General features: G+C 59.9%; 7 protein-coding genes and 1 pseudogene. All 8 read right to left on the minus strand.

Translation table 11 applies throughout. The features are described from left to right. A pseudogene (locus VTU_RS0101335) lies at positions 1 to 450 on the minus strand (A/G-specific adenine glycosylase); the annotation flags it as partial. Beyond that, complete coding sequence (locus VTU_RS0101340) at positions 447 to 2408, minus strand: dynamin family protein (RefSeq protein ID WP_010100052.1); 1962 nt, start codon at positions 2406 to 2408, stop codon at positions 447 to 449. The gene VTU_RS0101340 and the pseudogene VTU_RS0101335, both read right to left, overlap by 4 nt. A 140-nt stretch (positions 2409 to 2548) precedes the next feature. Then, positions 2549 to 3031: a helix-turn-helix domain-containing protein gene (locus VTU_RS0101345; RefSeq protein ID WP_010100053.1), complete on the minus strand. Its 483-nt coding sequence runs from the start codon at positions 3029 to 3031 to the stop codon at positions 2549 to 2551. 120 nt (positions 3032 to 3151) lie between these two features. Beyond that, entirely contained in the window at positions 3152 to 4030 is an 879-nt protein-coding gene (gene hpnC, locus VTU_RS0101350) for a squalene synthase HpnC (RefSeq protein WP_010100054.1), read from the minus strand. A 207-nt stretch (positions 4031 to 4237) separates the two neighbouring features. Then, positions 4238 to 7384 (minus strand): type I restriction endonuclease subunit R, encoded by a 3147-nt coding sequence (locus VTU_RS0101360; RefSeq protein WP_201766084.1) that lies wholly within the window; start codon positions 7382 to 7384, stop codon positions 4238 to 4240. Between the two features lie 6 nt (positions 7385 to 7390). Further along, entirely contained in the window at positions 7391 to 7993 is a 603-nt protein-coding gene (locus VTU_RS25250; RefSeq protein WP_050809414.1) for an FRG domain-containing protein, read from the minus strand. Beyond that, positions 7990 to 9294 (minus strand): restriction endonuclease subunit S, encoded by a 1305-nt coding sequence (locus VTU_RS0101370; protein WP_138927754.1) that lies wholly within the window; start codon positions 9292 to 9294, stop codon positions 7990 to 7992. The genes VTU_RS25250 and VTU_RS0101370 overlap by 4 nt, the downstream gene beginning before the upstream one ends. Further along, on the minus strand, positions 9284 to 10905 hold a 1622-nt coding region (locus VTU_RS0101375; protein WP_010100057.1), incomplete at its 5' end, for a type I restriction-modification system subunit M. The genes VTU_RS0101375 and VTU_RS0101370, both read right to left, overlap by 11 nt.

Below are 10905 nucleotides of genomic sequence, written 5' to 3' on the forward strand. Positions count from 1 at the left end.
CGTCAGCACCCGCCGCACGTTCGCGTCCAGGATGGGCACCCGCTCGGAGAAACAAAACGCCGCGATGGCCCCCGCCGTCGAGCGGCCGATGCCCGGCAGCCGCGCCAGCGCCTCTGCGCTGCCAGGAAACGCGCCGCCGTGCTCCGCCACGACCTGCTGCGCGCAGCGGTGCAGATTGCGCGCGCGGCTGTAGTAGCCCAGGCCGCTCCAAAGCCCCATGACCTCATCGCAGGGCGCTTGCGCCAGCGCGCGGACGTCGGGGAAGCGCTCCAGGAACCGTGCGTAGTAGCCGAGCACTGTCGCGACCTGGGTCTGCTGCAGCATGATCTCCGACAACCACACCCGATAGGGATCGCGGGTTTGCTGCCAGGGCAAATGCATGCGGCCGTGCACGGCCTGCCAAGCCATCACGCGCTGCGCGACGCCCCCCTCGTCCTTGGGCAGATTCATGCCGATACGAGACACACGTCGGGCGCGGCCGATTCGACTTCCGGCAAGGCAATGAGTTTGTCGGTGAGCTCCTGCAGCTCGTGCTCGAGCCCCAGCAAGTCCTTCTCGCCCGCCTCGATCTCCGCAATGCGCTCCCCCAGCCCGCTGGCCGCCTGCTGTATGCGGTCCAGCCCTTCGATGCGGCGGGTAAAGCTCCGGCGCCGTTCCCGCAGCTGGGCATTGAGTTGCACCGTTGCCGATTTGCTCCACAAATCCAGGTCATTCACTGCGGCCTCGTACACCGCATGCAGCCGCGTCGCCAGCGCGCGCACCAGGCGTTCGGAGAACTCGGGCTGCGCCAGCTTCAGGGCGTTGCCCATTCCCAGATACTGCAAATGGCTCTGTTCGATCTGCGTCAGATCGTGCACGAAATGCCCCAGCTGCGGGGGTGGGGGCACGCGCAGCGAAAAACCGAACTCGGCGTTGAGCTGCTTGAAGGTCCCGCCGAGCATGGCCTGAATTTCAGCGCCTGCGCTCTGCGCCTTGTTCAGCGGAGCACGCAGCCTGTCGAAGGTCTGGACATAGATTTTTTTGACCCCGAGCTTGATGCCCTTTTGCTGCAGGGTCTGCGCCAGTTCGGCCAGTTCGGCCTGCAGGGCCTGGGCGCTCAGCTGCCCCTGCACGTCCTGCAAGAGCTTGCGATGCACGGCGCGCACCGCCTGCACCCGGGTGACGCTCAGATTGAACTCCCGCTGCTCCCGCTCGACGCGCTGGCGCATGGACTCGATCACCGACGCGTTCTTGCCGCGCAGGTTGCGCAACTCGGCCATCTGATCGTCCAGGTCGCGGCGCCGGATGTTGATGCCCCGCGAGGTCTCGCTGCGCAGGTCGGCAACCCCCGTGGCCACGACCGCCCGCAGGATCGACTGGCGCCGGCCCATGATGCCCTTGGCCAGGGCCTCCTCCAGCATGGGCAGTCTGCTGGCTTCAAGCAAACCATCGTCCGCCATGATCTTCGCCAGCAAGCCCTTCTGCGCGGATACGGGAAGCACCTTGTCCGGTGGGACGCCGAGCATTTCCGCGGACACGCGGCACTGGCGCTCCATCTGGGCCTGCACCTGCGCTGCGGAACTGAGCCTGTCCCACAGGGTATCGATCTTGTTCAACACCACCAGACGGGCGTCCATGTTGTCCGCGGGCAGCGCCAGATGCGCCCGCCAGATCGACAGATCGGACCGGGTGACCCCGGCATCCGCACTCAGAATGAAGACCACCGCATGCGCTTGCGGAATCAGGTTCACGGTCAATTCAGGCTCCACCCCCACCGCATTCAGGCCGGGGGTATCCAGAATGACCAAACCCTGCTCGAGCAGCGGATGCGGAATATTGATGATGGCGTGGCGCCACATGGGCACCTCCACCAGGCCCTGGGCGTCGGGAACGGGGTTCTCTTCGGGTAGCTCGTCGTGCCAGAAGCCGAGCGCGCGGGCATCGTCAGGGCTGAGCTTGCGGACTTCGGCAACCTTCTCCAGCGCCTTGGCAATCTGATCCGCGTTGCCGACGTCCAGAGGGATTTCCAGCCACCGGTCGGTCTTGGCGCGCCATTCGCCCAGGCTGTGCACCTGCAGACGGGTCTCGATGGGCAGCAAGCGCAGGCTGGGAGCCGTATTCGCGTCGTACCCCAACTCGGTTGGGCACATGGTGGTGCGCCCCGCGCTCGCGGGCATGAGGCGGCGCCCATAGTCGGCAAAGAAGATCGCATTGATCAGTTCGGATTTGCCGCGCGAGAACTCGGCGACGAATGCCACCATCACCTTGTCGCCACGCACCTGCTCCTCCAGCCGCTGCAAGCGCTTGTGCGCCGCGGCGTCCATGAGCTCGTGCTGGGACATCCATTCGGCCAGCCGCCTGAGCTGCTGGGCGAAATCCCGCCGCCAGACGCCATGCTGGTCGAATTGCTCGTTAAATGAAAGCGCCACTTTGCTCCCGGAAATCTATCTACGTATGGATTGGCCCGCGCGGCAGACACGCACGATCCAATATATAGCACCGATGGTTCGCAGACTGTAATGAATCGCTGTCACGAGCGCGCGCCCGGGCGCGCGCCGGCGCAGCAATTTCAGCCGCCCGCCCGTGCGTTCGGGCGCTTGTTTGCTTTCGCGCCCGGCGCGCGTGCTTCGGGGACTACGCCCAGCGAAGCCTTGCGCAGCAGGGTGCTCAGCCATGCCATCGAAATGCGTACGCCGCAGCGGCGTTCAATTTCCGCCCCCAGGAGCGGCAAGGTCCAGCGCGGCTGTCCCGGCTCGCACAGGATCACCCTGGCGCAGGCCAGCACCGTTTCGCCCCTGGTCGCCGGCCGGCCGGTCCGGGGCCGGGCCCGAAGCGCATCCACTCCGCCCAAGGAAAACAGGTGCCGCAAGCGGCGCACCCCATCGGCGTGCATTCCGATCGCAGCGCCGATCATCACGCCGGTCTGCCCCTCCAGACTCCAGAGAATGGCCCGCGCCCGGTCGGCTTCCTGCCGGTTCGAAGACCGGCTCAAGCGCTTGAGGGCCAGTTGATCCTCCGCACTCACCGTCAGCTTGCATTTCGGTCCCCGCATTCTTGTTCCTCGTTCATATCCTTCGGAACGATTGTCGATGCGTGCAGACGGTTTGTGAAGTCCGGATAAGCGACTCCGCCTTGCGCAGACCGGGCGCGTCCAGGCCGGACGGCTGGACTCTTACATCACCAGTGCGCGCCCGAGCATCACGCACCAGTCCCGGGCGTGCAGGCGGGGACGGGTGTGCAGGCTGCCGCCCGCGAGGGCCTGCACCTTGTCCAGGACGCGCAGGCCGCCTTGCACCACCAGGCGCAGTTCCCAACCCGCACGGCCGGGCAGGCGGTGCACCAGGGGCGCGCCGCTTTGCATGGTGCTGCGCGCCCAGAGGGCGCAGTCGGCGATCAGCCGGGCGTTCGCGCGCGTGCCTTGCAGCGCCAGCAACTCCGACTCGCAAACGCCGTGGGCGGCGCAGTCGGCGCGCGGCAAGTAGTAGCGCCCGCGCGGAATGTCCACGCTCAGGTCCTGCCAAAAGTTGATCAGTTGCAGCGCGGTACAGATGGCGTCGCTCTCTTGCATCGCGCTGGCGTGCGTCACGCCATACAGGTGCAGCAGCAGCCGACCCACGGGGTTGGCGGAGCGGCGGCAGTAGTCCAGCAATTCGGCGCGGTCGGCGTAGCCTTGGGCCGCGCGGGTTTTCTCCACATCCTGGACAAAAGCGCTCAGCAGGTCTGCCAACAGCGCCACAGGCAGACCTTGGCTGCGCAGCACGGCCTGCAAAGGAACGAACACTTCCGGCCATCGGGACGAAGGCTGCCGCCCCTGCGCAATGGCTTGCAGGTCCCCGTGGTACGCAGCCAGGTCCGCAAGGCGCGCGGCAGCGGGGGCATCGCCTTCGTCAGCAATATCGTCAGCGGTGCGCGCGAACGCATAAATCGCCGCAATCGGCCCGCGCAAGTGCGCAGGGCAAAGCAGCGACGCGACCGGGAAATTCTCGTAGTGCGTCAGCGCTGTGGCCTGGGTGGTGGTGCCCGGGGGTGTTGCGTGGAGGCTGCGCGGCAAGAGAGGTTGGAACGGTCTTTCACACCCGGATTGTCGCTTTGGCGCGGGGGCTTTATTGCGCGCCCATGGCATTGGCTCATGAAACCCGCAATCCGGACGAAGAAGGAGCAGGCACGCCTTGCTGAGGAGGCCGAAGTCCGCACTGTCATGGGTGGGTTGTAGGCACCGTTGCGCTTGGGTCCACATGCAGGCTTGGCCTGCCGCAGCTTATACGGACCAAGTGTCCGCCAATACCTCGGCCTGCTGAAGCACCAAGTCCACCGCACCGCTCTGCTGGTCCGGCGGATACTTCCATTTTTTCAGGCAGCGTCTGACCATGATGCGCAGCTTGGCCCGCACGCTCTCGCGCACCTGCCAGTCCACCGTGGTGCTCTCACGCAGCTTTGTGGTGATTTCCACTGCGATCTTTTTCAAAATGTCGTCGCCCAACGCGCGCACCGCGCTTTCGTTGTTGGCCAGCGCATCATAAAAAGCGATTTCGTCACGCCCCAGGCCCAGCGCAGCCTCGCGCTGCAACCCCGCCCGAAACTCCCGGGCCATGGCGATCAGCTCTTCGATCACCTGCGCTGTTTCAATGGCGCGGTTGTGGTACTTGCGCAGCGTCTCCAGCAGGCGCTCGCCGTACTTTTTTTCTTGCACCACGTTATTGCGGGCACGGGCCTTGATCTGATCGCGCAGCAGTTTTCCCAGTAGTTCCACCGCCAGATTGCGGCTTTCCATCTGCCGCAATTCGTGCAAAAACGCGTCGGATAGCATGCCGACATCGGGCTTGTCCAGGCCCGCCAATGCAAACACATCAACCACGCCATGGGCCGTTATGGCGTTGTCCAGAATTTGCTTCAAGGCGCTGTTTTTCTCGGCATCCGACCGCTTCTTGTCCACGGTGGTGTGCTTGACGATCGCCGCCCTGATGGCCGATAAAAAGGCGATTTCCTTGGTGCATGCCGCCGCAGCATCCAGCGTTCCGCACAGTGCGTAGGCCTTGGTCAGCGCCACCATGGTGTCCAGAAAGCGCTCTTTGCCGTCCTTCAGACCCAGGATATGGTTGGCCGCGGGCACCAGCAACGCAAGGGCCTGGCTTTCAAACGCGCTGTAGTCAAAGCCATGCATCATGCCGCGCACGGCGTCGAGCTTCTCCAACAGCACGGCCAGCGCCTCATCCACACTGCGCGTGGGATCACCCTTGCCCTTAGCATCGATATAGGTCTTGAGCGCCACCTTCAACTCGTGGGCAATGCCGATGTAGTCCACCACCAGCCCACCCGGCTTGTCCTTGAACACCCGGTTCACCCGTGCAATCGCCTGCATCAGATTGTGCCCCTTCATGGGCTTGTCGATGTACATGGTGTGGCAGCACGGCACATCAAAACCGGTGAGCCACATATCACGCACGATCACCAGCTTGAGCGCATCCTGCGCATCCTTGAAACGGGCTTCCAACCGCTTTTTCACGTGCTTGGTGTACAGATGCGGCTGCAATACCGGCCTGTCAGACGCCGACCCGGTCATTACGATCTTGATCGCCCCCTGCTGCGGGTCGTCGCTGTGCCAGTCCGGGCGCAGCGTCACGATAGCTTGGTACAGCTGCGCGCAAATATCGCGACTCATGCACACGATCATGGCCTTGCCATCGATGACCGCAATGCGGGTTTCAAAATGCTGCACCAAGTCGCGCGCCACCTGCGCCAGGCGTGGCGCTGCGCCCACGAGCTTTTCCAGCGCCGCCCACTTGCTCTTGGTCTGCTCGCGGGCCTCCATGTCCTCTTCGTCCTCCACCACCTCGTCTACCTGCGCGTTCAGGGCATCGATCTCACCCTGGTTCACATCCAGCTTGGCCAAGCGGCTTTCAAAAGAAATGGGCACCGTGGCGCCATCGTCCACGGCATCCTGAATATCGTAGATGCTGACGTAGTCGCCAAATACCGCGCGGGTATCTTTGTCTTCCAGCGCGATCGGTGTGCCGGTAAAGCCGATGAACGTGGCGTTTCTCAGCGCATCGCGCAAATGCTTGGCGTAACCAAACAAATACCTTCCCGTGCTGGTATCCAGCCGCCCCTGCATTCCATACTGGCTGCGGTGCGCCTCGTCGGAAATCACCACGATATTGGACCGGCCCGACAGCAGCGGATGCGCCGCCTCGTCCCCCTGCAGCGCAAATTTTTGCACCGTGGTAAAGATAATGCCACCCGCTTGGCGCGCTACCAGCCACGCGCGCAGTGCATCGCGGCTGCCCGCCTGCTCCGGCTTGGTTTTGAGTAAATCTTCCGCAGCGCAGAAGGTGCTGAACAACTGCCCATCCAAATCGCTGCGGTCGGTCACCACCACCAGCGTGGGGTTCTTCATTTCGGGCTGTTGCAATAGCTTGCCGGCATAGCAGACCATGGCGATGCTCTTTCCCGAACCCTGCGTGTGCCACACCACTCCCGCCTTGCGCGAGCCCGGCTGGACTTCCCGGCCATAGGTGGCGCGCTCCTCATGCATCGCCGACGAGCCCTTATTGGGCATGCTGGCGGCAATCACCGTGGCACGCACTGCGGCGCGCACCGCATGGAATTGGTGATAACCGGCAATCTTTTTAATGATCACATCACCATGCTGCTCAAACAGCACAAAGTGGCGCACATAGTCAAGGAACAGCGCAGGCGCAAAGAAGCCACGCACCACCGTTTCCAACTCCATCTGCACGCGGGGCCGCTCGTTCTCGTCGGCCAACGTGCGCCAGGGCAGCATGCGCTCGGCGTTGGCGCTAAGCGAGCCCATCCGGGCCTTCAGACCATCACTGACCACCAGCGCAATATTGCTATTGAACAGGTCGGCAATCTCGTCCTTGTAGGTTTGCAACTGGTGGAAACCGTCCCATATATCAGTTTGCGTATTGGCCGGGCTTTTTAGCTCCAGTACCGCCAACGGCAAACCATTCACAAAAGCCACGATGTCGGGTCTGCGCAGCTGCTTGGTGCCTTGGATGGTGAACTGGTTCAGCACCAAAAATTCATTGTTGTGCGGCTCGGTAAAATCAATAAACTGCACCAGATCGGTTTTTTTCCTGTCGCCCTCGGAAAACTCCACCTGCACCCCTGTCAGCAATAGCCGGTGCACGCTGCGGTTATGCAGCAGCAATTGCGGTTCGCTTACCGTTTGCAACGTGTGCAGCGCCTGCTCCAGCGCAATCTGCGGTAGTTGCGAGTTAATGCGTGCGAGCGCAGCCAACAACCGTTCACGCAACAGCACCTGGCGATAGTCGGCTCGCTCCGGGGTACTGCTGTCAGGCGCAATATCTGGCCCATGGATATACCGCCAGCCGGTCTCTTGAAACCAGGTCAGGCATAGGGTCTCAAGTTGTTGTTCGTTCATCATTGCTCAGGCTCCTGCATTGCGCGGCTCCACAAGGCGAATACCCATCTCCTCCCGGTATTCACCAAGGAACGACTTTTTGAGCACATATACCGCCCGATATGGATTATCATTTTCGTCCTGACTGTCCTCTTCGCAAAAGGCAAAGAACAGCGCCACATACGGTGATTGAGTCCAGTCCAGCAATGGTGTCCTCAAGCCATAGTGCTGCCCAAGGGCCCCCAATTCATCGGGATCGTTTCCCACAAACACAGCATTACCCTTCAAACGGCCACGCACTGCACGCTTGAAACGATCCAACTGCGCCAAGGTCAGTCTCTCTGGAACGATACCTTTGGTGCCTGAAATGCGTCCCAATGTAGGCGTTAAATTCCAATCAAACTGCCGGTGCCCCCGAAATACCAATTCCACGCCGGGACGATTGAAAAATTCATGCTCCAGCAACATGGCGAAATGTTGCCACGATTTCAACCGGGTAACCGGGATATGGCCGCTGCAACCATTAGCCATGATCTCAAAATCAAAGCGCTTGGTGGCCGCTAATTGCCACAGTGGTATTTTCTCAAGGTACGAACTGATCGATAAAGTCTGCCACTCAGAAATACTCATGCGCCCTCCTCATGGTGAATTGCATCTACCGATAACTCGCCGGAGAAGAGTTTGGGAAGAAGGGTGTCGCGGAGGATGGCAAGGATTTTGGCTTGTTGTTCGCTCGCGATCAATCGATCAAACAATGCACCTGCATCGCTCGTAAATTTCTGTACCACTTCAGGCGGTGGCAACAAGGTTGGAATAGGTCTGAACGCCTTTTTGCTGATTTCCATGAATGTCGAGCCATTGGCTCTGCCCTTGATGCCTTCCATATTTTGGCGACACCAGAAAAGCATGTATAGTGGTGATAGCAAGCCTCCCGGCGGCATGGCGATATAGCCTTGGTTGATTGCCAGAGGAACCTGTGCCAAAGCAAGGTAGCCGATAGGTGCTCGTGAAGAAAGCAGCAACGTACCCTTGGGTAGCAAGCCAGAACTTATCTTCTCCAGCCCCTGCGCACTGAGCTTACGCGCTGTATCCAGTAGCACAGGAGCCGCATGGCCAGATAAATCTTTTGGCGATGTCCAGCAGTGCTTTGGCGGGTCCCAGTAAGCCAGATTCTTGGTGTCCGGCGTTGCACCTCCTTCGGTGTTCACTGCATCGCCAATAGACGAAACCTTCCACCCCCTCGGTACCAACCCCAACGCCGACTCCTCCAGCCCATCGGGAAACAGCGCGGCGGTGGCCTTATCCATGCCTTCGGGGGTGCGACCTTCCATCTTGGCGCGCACGGGGTCGAAATCGACAAACCATGACTTAAATAGCGCCTGGGCAATGGCTTCCAACGTGGCATTGGTTTCGTGCAGGAGGGTGATGCGGTCGTCGAGTATGGATAAGAGTTCAGCTGCCGCTCTTCTCACATTTTTTGGGGGACACAAAAACTCGTACGCTGATATCGAGTGCCAGCTAACGCGCTGGCGCCCAGATGTGCCCTCCATTCGGCCAATCGCGTATTCACGAAACGTCGTGTCTCTGCACAAGTAGTAGACGAAGTCGTTATCTGCAGAGTCAATTCCTGACAGCACGATAAATTCAGTTGATCCTTCACCAACCTCGCTATGGTTTAGACACCGGACTTGTGCAGTCTTGCCATTTTCAAGACATGGGGTAATTCTTGCCAGCAAAGTATCTCCATTGTGAAAGTGCGCGCCAGAACCCTTTGCTGTGCGCCTCTCAATATTAACAAACTGTATATCCCTGGCATACTGCGGGAGCGCTGCCATATCAATGAAAGGTGCCTCGACCCCTTTTGCTACTCGACGCTCAGGGTTCAATACTGCAATGGCATCAAGTCTGATGGTTTTCCACTCAGAATCCATACCCCATCCCCATCAACTTCTGCCGAATCACCCGGTCCAATTCCGCTCCCTTGGCCATCTGCTCACCCAGTTTTTTGGTCAACCTTTGCATCTTTTCGGCAAACACTTCGCTATCCTCTTCCTGCTCTTGCGCCCCCACATACCGCCCCGGTGTCAGCACATACCCGTTTTTACGGACATCATCCAGCGTAGCGCTGCGGCAAAATCCCGGTATATCTGTATAGCCGTCACCATGCTGCCAAGCATGAAAGCAGTCAGCCACCTTTCTGATGTCCTGCGGCGTAAAGTCACGCAGCACACGGTCCTTCATATAGCCCAGCTGGCGTGCGTCGATAAAAAGGAACTCGCGGCGCCGGCTGCGCTTCTTCCGGTTCAGGTTATAGCCATTGGCCTTGTCTTTGGTCAGGAACCAAATGCAGGCCGGGATTTGCGTATTGGTAAATAGCTGGCCAGGCAAGGCCACCATGCACTCCACATAATCGTCTTCGATTAGCTGCTTGCGGATTTCGCCTTCGGTGTTGGTGTTGCTGCTCATGGACCCATTGGCCAGCAGCAGGGCCATGCTGCCGGTGGGGGCCAAATGGTAGAGCATGTGCTGCAACCAAGCAAAGTTGGCGTTTCCCTGGGGCGGCGTGCCCGCCACCCAGCGCGGGTCGCCTTCGAGCTTTGCATTCCACCATTCCTTCATATTGAAAGGTGGGTTGGCCATTACGTAGTCGGCGCGCAAGTCTGGGTGCAGATCGTTCAACAGGGTGTCGGCGTAGGTGCCACCAAAGTTGAAGTCGATTCCGCGCATGGCCATGTTCATTGCGGCCAAGCGCCAAGTGGTGGGGTTGCTTTCTTGCCCGTACACGCTGATATTATTTTTTCCGGCCACCTTGCCACTGTGCTGCTCGATAAAGGTTTCGCTTTGCACAAAAAAACCGCCCGACCCCATGGCCGGATCGTACACGCGGCCCTGATAGGGTTGCAGCATTTCCACAATCAGCGTAACTATGCTTTTTGGCGTGTAGTACTGGCCGCCTTTTTTTCCTTCGGCTAACGCAAATTCGCCCAAAAAGTATTCGTACACATGACCCAGGATATCTTTGGCCCCCAGGTTGAGCGGCTGGCCTTTGTATTCCTTGGTGTGAAAATTGGTGTCAGAGAACAGCGCAATCAGTTCGGCGAGCTTGTGGCTATCGATTTGTGCGCGGGTAAAATCTTTGTTGAGCAGATTTTTGAGCTTGGTATTTTCACGTTCGATTGCCTCCATGGCATTGTCGATGAGCCAGCCCACGCTGCGCATGGTTTCCCGCTCGTTTTTTCCGGGTTTGTTCCAAGGCAGACTGGTTCCAGGCAGCCACTGAGCGCAGTCGCGCAAGGTTTGCCAACGGGCCTCCTGCGGGACCCAGAAGACGTTTTTCTCGGTGTAATAATCCCGCACCTCCAGTTCGGCGGCAATGTGCCCTGCATAGTCGTCAGCGTAGTCCTCGGGCGCCATGTAGTAATCATCATCGGGGTTGCAAAATTGCCCGCGCAGTTCATTTTGGCGCTCTTCAAACGCGTCGGATGCGTATTTCACAAAGATCAGGCCCAGCACGATGTGCTTGTACACCGATGCATCGAGGC

It is taken from the genome of Verminephrobacter aporrectodeae subsp. tuberculatae At4 (assembly GCF_000193225.1).
Taxonomy (GTDB): Bacteria; Pseudomonadota; Gammaproteobacteria; order Burkholderiales; family Burkholderiaceae_C; genus Acidovorax; species Acidovorax aporrectodeae.